Below are 1,441 nucleotides of genomic sequence, written 5' to 3' on the forward strand. Positions count from 1 at the left end.
TGTCTTATCCTTGTTTTACTTGACAACATTGGGACTATAACGTTCTATTATTTCTGTTTTTACTTGTCATTTTATTTAAATTCCTGAAATCCCTTTACGCTGATTTTATTTTCCTGTATTTACTTTACCTGAAACCTGATGAAAAGCAGCATGCCGATATTGTGGTGTTTGTAGCTCACAGCTAAAATGGGGTCTGAGACGGTTGTATTTATCGATAGCATCTGCTACCTGCTGCCTGGCCGCTGCAAATGATAGAAAGTTTTCTCCAAGTTGAAATTCAATTTTCAAAATACCATTGATCCTTTCGGCTATCGCATTATCATAAGGACTTCCATTTTGTGTCATGCTAACTGTCAAATTATTTGCCTTTAGGACGCTGATATAATCTGCACAGCAATACTGTATACCTCTATCAGAATGATGAATCAGCACCTGTTGAGGGTATATTCTGCTATTAAGAGCCATGTTTAGCGCATTTATGCTGCCTTCTGCTTTTAGGTTGCGGCTAAGATAGAATCCTACTATTTTTCTTGAATAGGCATCCGTAACCAGCGATAGATAAGCAGTCTTGCTTTTCACCTGAATATGTGTGATATCACTAACCCAGATCTGTTCTGGAGCCTCACTCCTGGCACGCTTAACCAGATCCGGCCAAATTCTGAAATGGTGGTGAGAGTTAGTAGTTTTGGTATATTTTCGCCTCGGCTTAATTAAGAGATCGTTTTCGCGAAGTACCCGATACAAGCGGTCCCTACCAATTGCGATAGGGGGATCCAGTTCCTGAAGCTTATGTCGTATTTTAATACCACCCAAGCGTTTCAGGTGAGTTCTAATCTCACGTACTCCATGAAGAACTATGGCAGTTCTCATTAGTTGATCATCTCTGTGTTGATCCAAATAATACCATCCCTGACGGCTTTTACCAAACAGACTACAAATAGATTTTAGAGAGAGCTGCTGATGCAGCTCCTTCATTTGTTTGACTGTTTGGTACCATACTTTTTTAGGATATCTACCCCCGTTTCTTTTTCAAAATTACTGATCAACATTTCCATTGCAGTGATTTTTAGCCTGGCTAGCGCCAGTTCTTTGACTAATCCTTCATTAGCCGTAGATGAAGATTCCGGCACAGAACTAAGTTCATTTGACCCTGAACAATAATGCTTTCGATACCAATACACAAAATGACGGACCGTATCACCACTAAGATCATACTTGTTACCCACCTGACGATAACTGAAGTCTCCCGAGATATATTCCCTGGCAACAGCAATTTTAAAACTGTCTTCGAATGTAGGTATCCTACCTATATTCAATCCTTTTCTTGGCTTTTCCATGGTTTTATTAAAGTTAAGAGTTTCTCCTAACCTTGTCAAGTGAAATCAGGAATCGACAATCCTGTAATGACGAATCAGCTATTGTCCAGTAATGTCCGCCAAAG

2 protein-coding genes are annotated in these 1,441 nt (G+C 39.7%); both read right to left on the reverse strand.

Going from position 1 to position 1,441, the window contains the following annotated elements; genetic code table 11:
• Positions 1-105 precede the first annotated feature (105 nt).
• A complete protein-coding gene (locus OQX62_RS25040) occupies positions 106-975 on the reverse strand; it encodes an IS3 family transposase (protein ID WP_265834412.1) in 870 nt (289 codons plus the stop codon).
• Entirely contained in the window at positions 972-1,337 is a 366-nt protein-coding gene (locus tag OQX62_RS25045) for a transposase (protein WP_265834413.1), read from the reverse strand. Before OQX62_RS25045 ends, OQX62_RS25040 begins: the two co-directional genes overlap by 4 nt.
• Between the last annotated feature and the right edge of the window lie 104 nt (positions 1,338-1,441).

Source organism: Pedobacter sp. MR2016-24 (assembly GCF_026239655.1).
Taxonomy (GTDB): Bacteria; Bacteroidota; Bacteroidia; order Sphingobacteriales; family Sphingobacteriaceae; genus Pedobacter.

Bases quoted from the DNA above. Each gene is read 5' to 3' on its own strand.
- OQX62_RS25040 (WP_265834412.1), bottom strand. From the start codon at position 975: ATGAAGGAGCTGCATCAGCAGCTCTCTCTAAAATCTATTTGTAGTCTG.
- OQX62_RS25045 (WP_265834413.1), bottom strand. From the start codon at position 1,337: ATGGAAAAGCCAAGAAAAGGATTGAATATAGGTAGGATACCTACATTC.